This window comes from Mesorhizobium sp. NPDC059025 (assembly GCF_042739655.1).
Classification (GTDB): domain Bacteria; phylum Pseudomonadota; class Alphaproteobacteria; order Rhizobiales; family Rhizobiaceae; genus Mesorhizobium.
In genome coordinates, this window is the sequence record NZ_JBHYIM010000008.1 from 215323 (window position 1) to 229688 (window position 14366).

Genomic DNA, 14366 nt, shown 5'->3' on the forward strand with positions numbered 1-14366 from the left:
CATGACGCGCAACGAAACACTCGCCGCGCTGCGAGAGCGGCCGGATATTGCCGTGCTGGTGATCGGCGGCGGCATCAACGGCATCAGCGTCTTCCGTGAGCTGGCCTTGCAGGGCGTCGACGTGCTGCTGGCCGAAAAGGGCGACTATTGCAGCGGCGCCAGCGCCGCGCTGTCGCGCATGGTGCATGGCGGCCTGCGCTATCTGGAAAATGGTGAATTCAAGCTGGTGAAGGAATCGCTGCTCGAGCGTGACCGGCTGCTGCGCAATGCTCCCCACTATGTCGCGCCGCTGCCAACCACTGTGCCGATCTTCGACATCTTCTCCGGCATCGCCAACGGCGCAGTGCGTTTCCTCGGCCTGACCCGGCGTCCGAGCCGGCGTGGCGCGCTCGTCATCAAGGCGGGACTGACGCTCTACGACGTCTTCACGGCGTCGCGACGGCTGATGCCCGTGCACAGTTTTCGTGGTGCCCGGAAAACGCTCGCGACGTGGCCGGCGATCAATCCGGCGACGCGCAGCTCCGCGACCTATTACGACGCCTGGGTGAGCCGGCCGGAACGGCTAGGCCTGGAGATGCTGCACGACGCCATGGCGGCCTCGCCCACGGCGCATGCACTCAACTATGCACAGGTCGGTTCCGATGAAGACGGCCTGACGCTGACCGACACCATCTCCGGCGAAGCGCTGCCGGTGCGCCCTCGCCTGATCATCAACGCCACCGGCGGCTGGATCGACCTCACCAACAAGTCGATCGGTGCATCCGCACCGACCATGATGGGTGGCACCAAGGGGTCGCATATCATCGTCGACAGCCAGGAACTGCACGACGCTCTCGCCGGCCAGATGATCTATTACGAAAACGAGGACGGACGCATCTGCATCCTGTTCCCCTATCTCGGCAAGGTGCTGATCGGCTCGACCGATATCCGTGTCGACGATCCAGATCATGTGCGTTGCGAGGATGACGAGCTGCGCTATATCCTGCAGTCGCTCGCCTTTGTCTTTCCGTCGATCAAGATAGCCGAAGAGGAGATCGTCTTCCGCTTCTCCGGCGTGCGGCCATTGCCGGCCAGCGAGGACAGTTTCACGGGACGCATCCCGCGTGACCATTTCTGCGAATTCGTCGAACCGATCGGCGCGTTGCCGGCAACGCTGTGCATGATCGGAGGGAAATGGACCACCTTCCGTTCCTTCGGCGCAATGGCCGCCGACATGGCGCTGGAACGACTGGGGCTGACACGCGAAATCGGGACCGAAGACCTCGCGATCGGCGGCGGCAGGGATTTCCCTGCGGACCCCGCGACATGGTGCGCAGCCCTGGCGTCCGAATACAAGATCAGCAAGGCGCGCACGCAGACCCTGCTGGAGCGGTACGGCAGTTCGGCCCGCGCTATCGCCGACGAGCTTTCCAGGACTGCTGACACCATGCTGCCGGGCTACGGCTACAGCCACAATGAAATCCGGCTGATCGTCGAGCGTGAGCAGGTCGAGACGCTGGCCGACATCTTCCTGCGCCGCACCACCATCGCCATCACCGGCGGCCTGACGACAGAGCTTGTCGACGCAGTGCTCGATATCCTCGCCGCCCACAAGATATGGAGTGCCGAGCAGGCTGCGCAGGAACGCGCCGCGTTCCTTGCTTTGCTCAAGCACCAGCACGGCGTCGACCTATCCAATCCCTCCGAGACAGACAAAAGGAGCGCGATATGCGCGTGAACAAAAAAGTCCGCATGAACAGGCTGTTCGGCAGCGGCCGCTGCCTCGACGTCGCCATCGACCACGGCGTTTGCAACGAGCCGAACTTCCTGGTCGGGCTGGAGGACATGGCCGGCGTGGTGGAGAAGCTGGTGAAGGCGGGGCCCGACGCCATCCAGATGAATTACGGCCAGGCCGACCTGCTCCAGGAGGTTGCGGGCAAGGACAAGCCGGCGCTGGTCATGCGCATCGACATGGGCAACCCCTACAACCGCATCCGCCACCGCGCGATGTGGGCGGTGCTGCAGAACGAGGCCGAGCCGCTGGTCGGCGCGATCGAGATGGACGCCGCCTGCGTGGTGGTGAACCTGTTCATGCTGCCCGACGAACCCGACCTGTTCCGGCAATGCGTGCAGAACATCGCCCGCGTGCGTGCCGACTGCGAGAAGTACGGCATGCCGCTGATGATCGAGCCGCTGGCCATGCTGCCGGTGGAACAGGGCGGCTACATGGTGGACGGCGATGCCGAGAAGATCGTGACGCTGACGCGGCTGGCGCGCGAGATGGGCGCCGACATCATCAAGGCCGATCCGACCACCCGGGCGGAAGATTTTCATCGCGTGGTGGAAACGGCGCGCTGCCCGGTGCTGGTGCGCGGCGGCGGCAAGGAGGACCTACGTGCCGTGTTCGACAAATCGGCCGCACTGATGGCGCAGGGCGCGCTCGGCATGGTCTACGGCCGCAACATCTACCAGCACGCCAACCCGAGCGCCGTCGTGCGCGGCCTGATGGCGATCATCCACGACAACGCGGATGGCGCCACGGCCTGGGACCTGTACAACCGGGCGTAAGAGGACTGATGCCATGCCCTTCTCCCCTTGTGGGAGAAGGGAACACCTCGGGAGGAGACCGATGGGTCGTTACATTCTGGGCCTCGATGCCGGCAACACCGTCATCAAGGCGATCATCTTCGACACGACCGGTCGGGAGCTGGCGGTTGCCGCGCTCGACGGCCGCTCGTCGATGCCGAAGCCTGGCCATGTCGAACGCGATCTCAATGAACTCTGGGCCAACGCTGTCACGGTCATCCGCCGCTGCATCGAGCAGGCCGGCATCGAAACAGGCGACATAGTCGCGATCGGCTGCGCCGGACACGGCAACGGCCTCTACGCGTTGGACCGTGACGGCGCGCCGCTGATCGGCATCCAGTCGCTCGACACGCGCGGGGTCGGCATCGTCGCCGAATGGGCCGTGGCCAGTGTCGGCGACCGCACTTATCCCTATTGCCTGCAGCGGCCCTGGGCGGCGCAAACGCCGACGCTGCTTGCCTGGATCAAGCGCTTCGCACCGGAGCTGTTCCGGCGCATCGGCACCGTGTTCCTGTGCAAGGACTTCGTCGTCAATCGGCTGACCGGCGCGCGCTCGAGCGACACCACCGACATGTCGGGCTGCGGCCTGCTCAGCATGCCGGCGCGCCGCTATGAGCAAGGCCTGCTCGCCGCCTACGGTCTCGACGACTGCATGGACCTGTTGCCGCCGGCGTTGGAGTCGGCGGAGATCGCCGGCCATGTCACAGCACAGGTCGCGGCGCTGACAGGGCTGAAGGCCGGAACGCCGGTGATCGCCGGCCTGTTCGACGTGGTGGCGAGCGCAATCGGCTCGGGCGTGACACGCACGGGTGCTGCCTCGATCATCGCCGGCACCTGGAGCATCAACCAGGTCATCACCGACGAACCTATCCGCGATCCGTCGATCTTCATGCTCTCCACCTTCGACCCGCAGCGTTACCTGGCGATCGAATCCAGTGCCACTTCGGCCGCCAACCTCGAATGGATCGCCCGCGAATTCCTCGAACACGAGGTGGACGATGGGAAGTCACCGTTCGATCTCGCCAGCGAGCTGGTCGCTTCCGTCGATGCGGCCGGCGACGTGCCGATCTACCACCCGTTCCTCTATGGCTCGCAGCAGAACGGGCGCGCACGCGCCGGCTTCTACGGCATCGCCGGCTGGCATGGCCGCGCACATATGCTGCGGGCACTGTTCGAAGGTGTCGCCTTCGAACACAAGCGCCATGTCGAGACACTCTACCGGGCCGGCGCGCATTTCGATGAGGCGGTGCTGTCCGGCGGCGGCTCGCGCAGCGGGGTGTGGGCGCAGATCTTCGCCGATGTGCTGGGCGTGCCCGTCACCGTGGCGAGGAGCCGCGAGACCGGTGCTCTCGGCGCCGCGATCGCCGCCGGCACCGGCGTTGGTGCCTTCACCGACTTCGCGACAGGGGCCGCGGCGATGACTTCGGCCGCGCGGCTTTATACACCCAATGGCTCGATTGCCCCTGCCTATGCCGCGCGCTACCAACTCTATGGCGAGATCAACCAGGCGATGAACCCGATGTGGGACCGCATCGCCAAGATGCAGGCGCAGCCGTGACCGAACCCGCTTCCTTCGGCGAATTCGACTTCGTGATCGTCGGCGCGGGTTCCGCCGGCTGCGTGCTCGCGAACCGCCTGTCGGCCGACCCGCGCAACAAGGTGCTTCTGCTCGAAGCCGGCGGCAGCGATCGCTACCACTGGGTCGATATCCCGATCGGCTATCTCTACTGCATGGGCAATCCGCGCACCGACTGGCTGATGAAGACCGAGCCGGATGCCGGCCTCAACGGACGCAGCCTGAACTATCCGCGCGGCAAGGTGCTCGGTGGCTGCTCGTCCATCAACGGCATGATCTACATGCGCGGCCAGGCGGCCGACTATGACGGCTGGCGCCAGGCCGGCAATGGTGGCTGGGGCTGGGACGACGTGCTGCCCTATTTCCGCAAGTCGGAGGATTATCACGGCGGCAACAGCGCCATGCACGGCGCCGGTGGCGAATGGCGGGTAGAGAAGCAGCGCCTGTCCTGGCCGATCCTCGATGCCTTCCGTGATGCGGCCGAGGAGCTCGGCATTCCACGCACCGAAGACTTCAACAGCGGCACCAATGAAGGTTCCGGCTATTTCGAGGTCAACCAGAAGAAAGGCGTGCGCTGGAACACCTCCAAGGCGTTCCTGCGCGGCATCGCCAACCGCCCCAACCTGCGCGTCCTGACCGGCGCCGAAACCGAACGGCTCGCCTTCGATGGACGCCGCGTCACCGGCGTGGTCTTTCACCATGAAGGCAAATTGCTGATCGCCAAGGCTGCAGAAACGATCCTGGCAGCCGGCGCCATAAACTCACCGAAGATCCTCGAACTGTCCGGTATCGGCAGGCCGGAGCTCCTGTCCGACCTGGGCATCGAGACGCGGCACGCCTTGGAAGGCGTCGGCGAAAACCTGCAGGACCATCTGCAGATCCGCACCGTGTTCAAGGTCAAGAACGCCGATACGCTGAACCAGCGCTATCACAACCTCGTGCGCCGCGCGGCGATGGGTGCGGAATACGCGCTGTGGCGCACAGGCCCCCTTTCAATGGCGCCGAGCCAGCTCGGCATCTTCGCCCGCTCGGACGCAAGGCTTGCCACGCCGGACCTCGAATATCACGTGCAGCCACTCAGCACCGACCGGCTGGGCGAGCCGCTGCATCGTTTCCCGGCGGTAACGGTCTCGGTCTGCAACCTGCGGCCTGAAAGCCGCGGCACCGTGCATATGGAAAGCGCGGATCCGAAAGCGGCGGCGAAAATCCGGCCGAACTATCTCTCGACGGAAGGAGACCGGCATGTCGCGGTCGCCTCGATCGAACACGCGCGCCGGCTGATGAAGGCCAAGGCGATCGCCCGTTTCGAACCGGAAGAGATGCTGCCCGGTGCGCAGATCACCGGCCGGGACGATCTGGTGCGCAAGGTGGGTGACATCGCCACGACGATCTTCCACCCCGTCGGCACCTGCAAGATGGGCTCGGATGCCATGGCGGTGGTCGATGAGCGGCTGCGCGTCCACGGCCTCGGCGGCCTGCGCGTCGTCGATGCCTCGATCATGCCGACGATCGTCTCCGGCAACACCAACTCTCCGGTTATCATGATCGCGGAAAAAGCGTCCGAGATGATCCTGCAGGATCGGTAGACAAGTCTTCGCACTCTCTTAAAGTGGCATGCGACAAGGCTCGAAGGGGCGCGCATGCTGACGAAGACCGAAAGCCTGGCGGCTCTTGCCCCGCAACGCGCGCAGGGGCAAGGCAGCATCCTGGTGGAACAGCGACATGGTCGATCGCGCATCGCCCGCCTCTTCCAGGAGGGCTGCGCCAAGATCCGCATGCCGCGTGTGATGCGCGACCCATTCGAAGCGATCCTCATCAACACCGCCGGGGGACTGACCGGAGGTGATCGTCTGAACTGGACCGTCCAGGCGAACGAAGGCACGTCGGCAGTCATCACCACCCAGGCCTGTGAGCGCATCTACAAGTCGCCCGAGAGCGCAGCCGTCGTCGAAACGCGGCTGTCTGCCGGAAAAGGCACACATCTTGCTTGGCTTCCTCAGGAGACGATCCTGTTCGACCGTTCGGCACTGTCGCGCCGGCTGGAGGTCGACATGGACGGCAACGCCGTTGTGCTGCTGGTGGAAGCCGTGGTGTTCGGACGGCAGGCGATGGGAGAGATTGTGACGGAAACGCGTTTCCATGACCGCTGGCGGGTTCGCGTCGAGGGACGACCGATCCACGCCGAAGACTTCCGGCTGGGCCCGGATTTCGCCGCGCAACTGGGACGCGCCGCCATCGCCGGCGGCCAGCGCGCCCTGGCGACGGTCCTGCTGGTCGCCCCCGAGGCCGGACGCCACCTGGACGCGACGCGTGCGATCGTCGGCGAGGATGGTGCGGTCAGCAACTGGCAGGTGAGCGGCGTCGAAAAGTTGCTGGCGAGGCTTCATGCGCCGGACAGCTACACCTTGCGCAAGCGACTGGCACCCTTGCTGCGACTGCTGAATGGGCAGCCGCTGCCCAAAGTTTGGTCAATCTAGAGACATGCGAAACAACGAAACGGGCCGGTTGAAACCATGAACCTCACACCCCGGGAGAAGGACAAGCTCTTGATCGCCATGGCGGCGATGGTCGCGCGCCGCCGGCTGGAACGGGGCGTCAAGCTCAACCACCCGGAAGCGATCGCGCTGATTTCCGATTTCCTCGTCGAAGGCGCGCGCGACGGCCGCTCAGTCGCCGACCTCATGGAGGCAGGCGCACATGTCATCACCCGCGCCCAGGTCATGGAGGGCGTCGCGGAGATGATCCATGACATTCAGGTCGAGGCGACATTTCCCGACGGCACCAAGCTGGTGACCGTGCATGAACCGATCCGTTGAGAACGGCAGAAAAGGCAAGGACAGAGGAGAGGCGACAGTCATGAAGAAGACGACCATGATCACCACGATGGCGCTCAGCCTGGCGGCCAGCCCGGCTTTCGCCCATCTCAACCCCGCCGAACACGGCTCCTTCGCTGCCGGCTTCAGCCATCCACTGTCCGGTCCGGACCATATCCTCGCCATGGTGGCGGTCGGCCTGTGGGCGGCAATGCTCGGCGGACGGGCGTTGTTCATGGTGCCGGCGGCTTTTGTCGGCGTGATGCTGCTGGGTTTTGTCGCCGGTCTCTACGGCATGCCGCTGCCGCTGGTGGAGCCGATGATCCTGGCTTCCGTGGTGGTGCTTGGCCTGCTCGTCGCGCTGGCGCTGCGGGTACCAACGGCAGCCGGTGCCGTCATCGTCGGCTTCTTTGCCTTCTTCCATGGCCATGCGCATGGCGCCGAAATCGGCGCCGCAGCATTCGCCTCCTACGCCGCGGGTTTCGCGCTGTCGACCGCGCTTCTCCATGGCGCCGGTATCCTGACCGGCATCGGCCTTGGGCGCCTGGGCGCACGCGACAGGGCGCTTGTCGCCATGCGCGTCGCCGGTGGCGCGACGGCGCTGGCCGGTCTTGCACTGGCCATCACCGGGTGAGGCCATGATGACCCCGGGAGAAATCATCACGCCGGACGGCGACATCGAGCTGAACCGGGCGGCTGAAGCCATCACCATCAAGGTCGCCAACACCGGCGACCGGCCGATCCAGGTCGGCAGCCATTATCACTTCTTCGAGGTCAATGCGGCGTTGCGCTTCGATCGTGAAAAGGCACGCGGCCTGCGACTGGACATTGCTGCCGGCACAGCCGTCCGGTTCGAACCGGGACAGGAGCGAGACGTCTCGCTGGTTCCCTTCGGCGGCGAACGCACGATCTACGGCTTTCGCCAGATGGTGATGGGAAAACTGTGAGCCTGCGGCCGGTTCGCCGGCCTCCGCATTCCTTCGACGGAGACATTCGATGCCAGCCAGGATAAGCCGCGCCACCTACGCGCAGATGTACGGACCGACGACCGGCGACAAGGTGCGGCTGGCCGATACGGAACTCTTCATCGAGGTAGAAAGGGATTTCACGATCTACGGCGAGGAGGTGAAATTCGGCGGCGGCAAGGTGATCCGCGACGGCATGGGGCAAAGCCAGCTCTCGCGTGCCGAAGGCGCCATGGACACGGTGGTTACCAACGCGCTGATCGTCGACCATACAGGCGTCTACAAAGCCGATGTCGGGCTTCTGGGTGGGCGCATCGCCGCGATCGGCAAGGCCGGCAATCCCGATACCCAGCCCGGTGTCAGCATCGTCATTGGACCCGGTACGGAAATCATCGCCGGTGAAGGGCGTATCCTGACCGCTGGCGGTATCGACAGCCACATCCATCTCATCTCGCCGCAGCAGGTGGAAGAGGCCCTTACCTCCGGTGTCACCTGCATGGTGGGCGGCGGCACCGGGCCTGCGCATGGAACGCTCGCCACCACCTGCACGCCAGGCCCGTGGCATCTCACGCGCATGATCCAAGCCTTCGACGGCATGCCGATGAACATCGGCCTGTTCGGCAAGGGCAATGCCTCGCTGCCGGGGGCTCTCGAAGAGATGGTGCTTGGCGGCGCCTGCGGCCTGAAGCTGCATGAAGACTGGGGCACCACGCCCGCGGCCATCGACAATTGCCTGGCCGTTGCCGACCGCTTCGACGTGCAGGTTGCCATCCACACCGACACGCTGAACGAAAGCGGCTTCGTCGAGGACACGCTTGCCGCCTTCAAGGGTCGGACGATCCACTCGTTCCACACGGAAGGCGCCGGCGGCGGCCACGCGCCCGATATCATCCGCGTCTGCCAGTATCCCAACGTGCTGCCGGCTTCGACGAACCCGACCCGGCCCTACACGATCAACACGGTGGCCGAACATCTCGACATGCTGATGGTCTGCCATCACCTTTCGCCATCGATCCCCGAAGACATCGCCTTCGCGGAAAGCCGCATCCGCAAGGAGACCATCGCGGCCGAGGATATCCTGCACGACATGGGCGCCTTCTCGATCATCTCGTCCGACAGCCAGGCGATGGGCCGCGTCGGCGAGATGGTGATCCGCTGCTGGCAGACCGCCGACAAGATGAAGCGGCAGCGTGGGTCGCTGGCCGAGGATGCTGCCGGCAACGACAATTTCCGTGTCCGCCGCTATGTCGCCAAATACACGATCAATCCCGCCATCGCCCACGGCATGGCGCATGAAATCGGCTCCGTCGAAATCGGCAAGCGCGCGGACCTCGTGCTGTGGAACCCAGCCTTCTTCGGAGTGAAGCCCGACATGGTGCTGCTTGGCGGGATGATCGCGACGGTACCGATGGGCGACCCGAACGGCTCCATCCCGACGCCGCAGCCAGTGCATTTCAGGCCGATGTTCGGCGCCTTCGGCAAGGCGCTCAGTGCAAGCTCGGTGACTTTCGTGTCGCAGGCCGCGCTGGCCTCCGGCCTGCGCGAAAAGATCGGCATCGACAAGCAGATGGTGGCGGTCGCAAACACGCGCGGCGGCATCGGCAAGCGCTCGATGATACTCAACGACGCGATGCCGGCCATGGAAGTCGACCCGGAGACCTATGAGGTGCGCGCCGACGGCAGGCTGCTGACCTGCCCGCCGGCGGAAACCGTGGCGCTGGCACAGCGCTATTTCCTGTTCTGAGCAACGAGGGGAAGCCCATCATGAGGGCCATCGAGATCATCCGCGCCGACGGGACACACAGCCAGCGACCACCCGCCGATCATGCCGTGCTCGAACGCGACGAACGGCATCTGCGTCGCAAGCTCATCCTGCTGGCGAGCGGCGAAAAGCTGCTGGCCGATTTCACCGAGCCGGTGGTGCTGGAACATGGCGACAGGCTGCTGACCGAAGACGGCCGCGAGATCGAAATCCGGGCTGCGCGCGAGCCTCTGCTGGAAATCCGCGGGCGCGACGCGCTGCATATAGCCGAACTCGCCTGGCATATCGGCAACCGGCACCTCGCCGCACAGATCGAAGGCGATCGCATCCTGATCCTGCGCGACCATGTCATCAAGGCGATGCTCGAGGGACTGGGAGCAAGACTGCGCGAAATCGACGCCATCTTCAGCCCATTGCGCGGCGCCTATTTTGGTGGGCACCATCATCACCACGATGACGACCACCACCATGATCACCATCACGGTGGGAGCCATGGCCACCACCACGACTGATCACGCCCTGCTGAGGCTGCTGACCTGGCTCTCGCCGGTATTCCCGGTCGGTTCCTACAGCTACAGCCATGGCCTCGAACAGGCGGTACAGGACGGGCTGGTCGTCGACACCGGCGGCCTGGAAGCCTGGCTGAGCGACCTTGTCGAATGCGGATCGGCCTGGAACGACGCCGTGCTGCTCGCCGAGAGCTGGCGACTGGCGCGCGAGGATCAAGATCTCGCCGGCCTCGTGGCGCTGGCGGAGGCCCTGGCCGGCGGCCGCGAACGCCATCTGGAAAGCCTCTCGCAGGGTTCGGCCTTCCTGGACGCCGCGCACAGCTGGCCTTGCGCAGTCCTGCAGCGCCTGCCGCTCCCCTGCGCCTATCCGGTCGCGGTTGGTGCGGTCGCCGGCGCTCATGATATCACGTTGAACAGCACGCTTGCCGCGTTCCTGCAGGCCTTCACACTCAACCAGATGCAGGCCTCGATCCGTCTCTCGGTGACCGGCCAAAGCGGCGTCACGATGCTGATGGCGCGACTGGAACCTGTTGTTCTCGATACCGCGCGACGCGCGGCGCATGCGACCCTCGACGATCTCGGCTCTGCGACCTTCCTTGGCGAGGTCATGGCCATCAAACATGAAACCCTGCATTCGAGGCTTTTTCGCTCATGACACAGAAAAATGGCCCCTTGCGCGTCGGCATCGGCGGACCTGTCGGCTCAGGCAAGACGACGCTGACAGAGAAACTCTGCAAGGCACTGCGCGAGCGCTATTCGATCGCGGTGGTGACCAACGACATCTATACGCGCGAGGATGCTCTGATCCTGGCGCGACACCAGGCGCTGCCGGAAGACCGCATCATGGGCGTGGAAACCGGCGGCTGCCCGCACACGGCCATACGCGAGGACGCATCCATCAATCTGCAGGCGATCGCCGAGATGAACCGGCGTTTTCCCGATCTCGATATCGTCTTCATCGAATCGGGCGGCGACAACCTCGCCGCCACCTTCTCGCCGGACCTTGCCGACCTGACGCTTTACGTCATCTCGGTCTGCCAGGGTGAGGAAATCCCGCGCAAGGGCGGTCCGGGCATCACCCGCTCCGATTTCCTGGTGATCAACAAGAGCGATCTGGCTCCTCACGTCCATGTCGATCTCGAGGTGATGGAGGCCGATGCCACCAGGATGCGCGGCAAGCGTCCATTCGTGTTCACCGACCTGCATCGCGGCAAGGGCCTGCAGGAGGTTGTGGACTTCATCGTCGAGCATGGTGGCCTGGGTGAAGAAACGACGAGGCTCTCCGCCTGAGACGCAGATCAGGCCACGCGAGCGTCCGGCTTCGCGGCATCTGCCGCATCGAGCAGGTGCCGGTAACGCCGCGATCCCCTGATCTCCGCCCCCTCGCCGGTCCGGATACGAACATCGCCATCGCCCAGCGGAACGATTTCGACAATCTTTGCGCGGTTGACGATCCACGAGCGGTGCACGCGCACGGCATCGACACCGGCCTCCCTCAATTGCGCCTCAAGCGCAGAGAGGCTTATACGCGCGAGATGCGTGCTGCCTCTGGCATGCACGTCGACGTAGTTGGCGGCGGCACGTGCCCACTCGACCGCATGCGCATCGAGGAGGATGGTGCGGCCACCTGATTTCAGCGTCAGGCGTGCGGGTTCGCTCTGTCTTTCCCGCTGGGAGTGCGGGCGATTGAACTCGATGCCACGCACCAGCGTCAGCATCAGCAGGATCGTGGCATAGGTCAGCGCGTCCTTGCGATATTCATAGGCAAGGTCGGTCAGCGGCTCATCGAAGAAATTGTAGGCCTGCCCCAGGGCGATGGCGAAGACGACCTTGCGCAGCAGAACCATGCCGGCGACATGCAGCGCCGAAAAAACGATGCTGCCGATGACATGGACAGCAATCGCGCGTGGCAGACCAGCTATGGCCAGCCGAAAGTGCCGTTCCCACAGCGCCACCAGCGGCACCAGCATCACGATCACGATCGCACTCGAATATTCCTGGATCCAGGGAATGCGGCCATCCAGGACACGTCCGCTGCGCATCGCGTCGGTGTTCAACGTCGTTGCATTGACGAAGGCGATGACAGCCAGAAAGGCGGCGGCCAGCAGCAAAACGCGCAGCAGGATGCGGCGATCGAGGTCGATCCGGTCGGCGGGTGGTTTCGTCATGGAAACGATCATGCCCGACCGGCTCGAACTGGAAAAGACCGATGTTCGGCACAGGTCCCGGCAGGGCCGCCGCTCGTCCCTCGAAACATTTTCGCTGCCGCCGTTCGTCCCATCGGGCCAAGTCTCATCCCCTGACTGTTCTTCTCGGGGAACCTTTGCCGTAGCCCTTCCGCTCGCAGCTGGCGTGGAGACGACGGACATGAACAGGCGGGATTTCATGCAGATGATGGCAGCGACCGCTCCCATCGCCCTGGGCGGATGGGGTGATGCGTCCGCAGGCGCCGTGCAGATGCCGGCCAGAGTGCGTCCGGGCGACGCTGGCTGGCCGTCGCAGCAGGCGTGGGAAAAGCTCCGCCAGGGCGTCGGCGGCCGGCTTATGAAATTGGCCTCCCCCTTCGATGCCTGTGCTCGCTCAGCGGATAGCGCCGACTGTGCACAATTCTGGCAGAGACTTCATAACCCGTTCCACCTCGGCGACGACCCGTCACTTACCCAGACACTCGGATGGGTCGGCGCCTGGACGTCGCGGCCCAGCGCCTATGCGGTGGCTGCGCGTTCGACCGCGGATGTGGTGGCGGCGGTGAATTTCGCCCGCGACAACAAATTGCGGCTGGTGATCAAGGGCGGCGGTCACAGTTACCAGGGCACGTCCAACGCGGCGGACTCGCTCCTGATCTGGACCCGCCATATGGATGACGTGACCATCCATGACAGCTTCCAGCCGTCAGGCTGCAAGGGGCAAGCCATGCCCGCGGTCTCGGTCGGGGCCGGTGTGTTGTGGGGCAAGGCCTACAATGAGGTTAGCACCAAGGCGGGCCGTTACGTGCAGGGCGGCGGCTGCCTGACAGTCGGTGTCGCCGGCCTGATCCAGAGCGGCGGCTTCGGCAGCTTCTCCAAGGCTTATGGGCTGGCTGCCGGGAGCCTGCTGGAAGCGGAGGTGGTCAGCGCCGATGGCCAGGTCAGGATCGCCAATGCCTGCACCAACCCCGATCTCTACTGGGCACTCAAGGGCGGCGGTGGCGGAAGCTTCGGTGTCGTGACACGGCTGACCCTGCGCACGCATGCCTTGCCGGAGTTCTTCGGCGTCGTCGCGATGACCGTGCGGGCCAGTTCCGACGAGAATTACAAACGGCTGATCGCGCGCGTCATGGACTTCTATGCACACGCCCTGTTCAATCCGAACTGGGGCGAACAGATCATCTTCCGCGCCGGCAATGTGCTGGTCATCAACATGCTCTTCCAGAGGATAGGCCAGAAAGAGGCCGAGGCAATCTGGGGCCCATTCCTTGACTGGCTGCGTGCTGAAAATCAGGCTTTCCAGTTCCAGGCTGATCCTGTCTTCATCGCCGCTCCAGCGCGCCATTTCTGGGATCCGCGGTTCCTCGAAAAGGTTCCCGGCGCCGTACTGCTCGACGATCGTCCCGGCGCGTCAGCTGACAACATCTTCTGGGCCGGCAACCTCAAGGAAGCAGGCCAGGTGTTGCACGGCTACCAGTCGGCCTGGCTGCCAGCCTCACTGCTTGCCGATGACCGGCGCGATGCACTGGCCGAAATGCTGTTTGCGGCAAGCCGCCACCGAAGCGTGTCATTGCACACCAACAAAGGGCTCGCCGGAGCTCTCCCCGAAGCCATGGAACAGGCACGCGAAACCGCGACCAACCCGGCGGCGCTGGATGCCTTCGCGCTTTTGATCAGCGCAGCCGAAGGACCCCCCGCCTATCCCGGCGTTGCCGGCCACGAGCCCGACCTCGCCATGGCACGGAAGAATGCCACCGCCATCGACAAAGCGATGGACGAGGTAAGGCGCCTTGTTCCTGAACCCGGCTCTTATGTCGCCGAAAGCAACTTCTTCGAAGAGCGCTGGCAGGACGCATTCTGGGGAGCGCATTATCCACGGCTGCTCGCCGTGAAGGACCGCTACGATCCTGATGGACTGTTCTTCGGCCATCACGGCATCGGCAGCGAGCGCTGGAGCGCTGACGGTTTCACCAGACTTGCCGGACGCTGA

General features: G+C 64.6%; 14 protein-coding genes. 13 read left to right on the forward strand and 1 reads right to left on the reverse strand.

Annotated elements, in window-relative coordinates; all coding sequences use genetic code 11:
- Position 1: 1 nt before the first annotated feature.
- From ACFWYE_RS20345 to ureG, 12 genes are all read left to right on the forward strand, one after another.
- Entirely contained in the window at positions 2 to 1717 is a 1716-nt protein-coding gene (locus ACFWYE_RS20345; RefSeq protein ID WP_379113850.1) for a glycerol-3-phosphate dehydrogenase/oxidase, read from the forward strand.
- Positions 1708 to 2547 (forward strand): class I fructose-bisphosphate aldolase, encoded by an 840-nt coding sequence (locus tag ACFWYE_RS20350; RefSeq protein ID WP_379113851.1) that lies wholly within the window; start codon positions 1708 to 1710, stop codon positions 2545 to 2547. Before ACFWYE_RS20345 ends, ACFWYE_RS20350 begins: the two co-directional genes overlap by 10 nt.
- Before the next feature lie 61 nt (positions 2548 to 2608).
- Positions 2609 to 4123: an FGGY-family carbohydrate kinase gene (locus tag ACFWYE_RS20355; protein WP_379113853.1), complete on the forward strand. Its 1515-nt coding sequence runs from the start codon at positions 2609 to 2611 to the stop codon at positions 4121 to 4123.
- The gene (locus ACFWYE_RS20360) at positions 4120 to 5727 is read left to right on the forward strand and encodes a GMC family oxidoreductase (protein WP_379113854.1); all 1608 of its coding nucleotides are present in this window, start codon (positions 4120 to 4122) and stop codon (positions 5725 to 5727) included. Before ACFWYE_RS20355 ends, ACFWYE_RS20360 begins: the two co-directional genes overlap by 4 nt.
- A 54-nt stretch (positions 5728 to 5781) precedes the next feature.
- Positions 5782 to 6618 (forward strand): urease accessory protein UreD, encoded by an 837-nt coding sequence (locus tag ACFWYE_RS20365; protein WP_379113856.1) that lies wholly within the window; start codon positions 5782 to 5784, stop codon positions 6616 to 6618.
- 36 nt (positions 6619 to 6654) lie between these two features.
- Entirely contained in the window at positions 6655 to 6957 is a 303-nt protein-coding gene (locus ACFWYE_RS20370; protein WP_379113858.1) for an urease subunit gamma, read from the forward strand.
- Between the two features lie 40 nt (positions 6958 to 6997).
- Positions 6998 to 7588 (forward strand): HupE/UreJ family protein, encoded by a 591-nt coding sequence (locus ACFWYE_RS20375; RefSeq protein WP_379113860.1) that lies wholly within the window; start codon positions 6998 to 7000, stop codon positions 7586 to 7588.
- A 7-nt stretch (positions 7589 to 7595) separates the two neighbouring features.
- Positions 7596 to 7901, forward strand: a complete 306-nt coding sequence (locus ACFWYE_RS20380; protein WP_379113953.1) for an urease subunit beta — start codon at positions 7596 to 7598, stop codon at positions 7899 to 7901.
- Positions 7902 to 7950: 49 nt separating this feature from the next.
- Positions 7951 to 9663: an urease subunit alpha gene (gene ureC / locus ACFWYE_RS20385; protein WP_379113862.1), complete on the forward strand. Its 1713-nt coding sequence runs from the start codon at positions 7951 to 7953 to the stop codon at positions 9661 to 9663.
- 17 nt (positions 9664 to 9680) lie between these two features.
- Positions 9681 to 10193, forward strand: a complete 513-nt coding sequence (gene ureE, locus ACFWYE_RS20390) for an urease accessory protein UreE (protein WP_379113954.1) — start codon at positions 9681 to 9683, stop codon at positions 10191 to 10193.
- Complete coding sequence (locus ACFWYE_RS20395; protein WP_379113956.1) at positions 10150 to 10845, forward strand: urease accessory protein UreF; 696 nt, start codon at positions 10150 to 10152, stop codon at positions 10843 to 10845. The genes ureE and ACFWYE_RS20395 overlap by 44 nt, the downstream gene beginning before the upstream one ends.
- The gene (gene ureG / locus ACFWYE_RS20400; protein WP_379062398.1) at positions 10842 to 11480 is read left to right on the forward strand and encodes an urease accessory protein UreG; all 639 of its coding nucleotides are present in this window, start codon (positions 10842 to 10844) and stop codon (positions 11478 to 11480) included. The genes ACFWYE_RS20395 and ureG overlap by 4 nt, the downstream gene beginning before the upstream one ends.
- Positions 11481 to 11488: 8 nt before the next feature.
- Here ureG and ACFWYE_RS20405 read toward each other — a convergent pair whose 3' ends face one another.
- On the reverse strand, positions 11489 to 12358 hold the full coding sequence (locus ACFWYE_RS20405; protein WP_379113864.1) for a LytTR family DNA-binding domain-containing protein: 870 nt from the start codon (positions 12356 to 12358) through the stop codon (positions 11489 to 11491).
- Positions 12359 to 12557: 199 nt separating this feature from the next.
- On the opposite strand from ACFWYE_RS20405, the gene ACFWYE_RS20410 reads away from it, so the two are divergent.
- Entirely contained in the window at positions 12558 to 14366 is a 1809-nt protein-coding gene (locus ACFWYE_RS20410) for an FAD-binding protein (RefSeq protein WP_379113866.1), read from the forward strand.

Bases quoted from the DNA above. Each gene is read 5' to 3' on its own strand.
- ACFWYE_RS20405 (WP_379113864.1), bottom strand. From the start codon at position 12,358: ATGACGAAACCACCCGCCGACCGGATCGACCTCGATCGCCGCATCCTG.
- ureC (WP_379113862.1), top strand. From the start codon at position 7,951: ATGCCAGCCAGGATAAGCCGCGCCACCTACGCGCAGATGTACGGACCG.
- ACFWYE_RS20355 (WP_379113853.1), top strand. From the start codon at position 2,609: ATGGGTCGTTACATTCTGGGCCTCGATGCCGGCAACACCGTCATCAAG.
- ACFWYE_RS20410 (WP_379113866.1), top strand. From the start codon at position 12,558: ATGAACAGGCGGGATTTCATGCAGATGATGGCAGCGACCGCTCCCATC.
- ureG (WP_379062398.1), top strand. From the start codon at position 10,842: ATGACACAGAAAAATGGCCCCTTGCGCGTCGGCATCGGCGGACCTGTC.
- ACFWYE_RS20380 (WP_379113953.1), top strand. From the start codon at position 7,596: ATGACCCCGGGAGAAATCATCACGCCGGACGGCGACATCGAGCTGAAC.
- ACFWYE_RS20350 (WP_379113851.1), top strand. From the start codon at position 1,708: ATGCGCGTGAACAAAAAAGTCCGCATGAACAGGCTGTTCGGCAGCGGC.
- ACFWYE_RS20345 (WP_379113850.1), top strand. From the start codon at position 2: ATGACGCGCAACGAAACACTCGCCGCGCTGCGAGAGCGGCCGGATATT.
- ACFWYE_RS20370 (WP_379113858.1), top strand. From the start codon at position 6,655: ATGAACCTCACACCCCGGGAGAAGGACAAGCTCTTGATCGCCATGGCG.
- ACFWYE_RS20365 (WP_379113856.1), top strand. From the start codon at position 5,782: ATGCTGACGAAGACCGAAAGCCTGGCGGCTCTTGCCCCGCAACGCGCG.
- ACFWYE_RS20375 (WP_379113860.1), top strand. From the start codon at position 6,998: ATGAAGAAGACGACCATGATCACCACGATGGCGCTCAGCCTGGCGGCC.
- ACFWYE_RS20395 (WP_379113956.1), top strand. From the start codon at position 10,150: ATGATCACCATCACGGTGGGAGCCATGGCCACCACCACGACTGATCAC.